The following is a 670-nucleotide window of genomic DNA, read 5'->3' as shown; positions in this document are numbered from 1 at the left end:
GATCATCGCTTTCGGATATTTCAAGCTCAGATTAAGCAATGGACGATACAGCGCAACCAGACCACGGTTAACAGGGTTCTTATGTTCTGGCAGTATTTTACCGCGAATAAAGTAACCCATTAGAACTGGCACGAGCGTGATCGCAAGTGCTGCCGCTGATGCCATGGCATACGTCTTGGTAAAGGCGAGAGGAGAGAACATCTTGCCTTCTTGACCTTCCAGTGCAAACACTGGAACAAAGCTTAACGTGATGATAAGCAGCGAGAAGAATAGGGGCGCACCCACTTCTTCAGCGGCTTTGCCAATCACTTGCCAGCGGTTCTTATCCGTGAGTGGCGTTCGCTCAATGTGCTTGTGGACGTTTTCTATCATCACGATGGCACCATCCACCATTGCACCGATGGCGATGGCAATCCCCCCGAGCGACATGATGTTGGCATTAATGCCTTGAGAATGCATCACGATGAACGCTGCAAGAATGCCTACAGGCAAGCTCAGGGCGATAACCAATGAAGAGCGAATATGGAACAAGAACAGTGCACAGACGATGGCTACGACGATGAACTCTTCCGCTAATTTCTTCCAAAGGTTATCGACAGCTGTATTGATCAGCGTAGAACGGTCGTAAGTGGTGACGATTTCAACACCATCCGGCAAGCTACGCTGTAAA

At 49.1% G+C, this 670-nt stretch carries 1 protein-coding gene; it reads right to left on the bottom strand.

The window, feature by feature from the left end; translation table 11 throughout:
• Nucleotides 1-670, bottom strand: a 670-nt coding sequence (locus R7093_RS25860) for an efflux RND transporter permease subunit (protein ID WP_318147100.1), incomplete at both ends; no start/stop codon positions are given.

It is taken from the genome of Vibrio sp. 1580, assembly GCF_033340055.1.
This window is presented reverse-complemented; position numbering and strand designations above follow the sequence as displayed.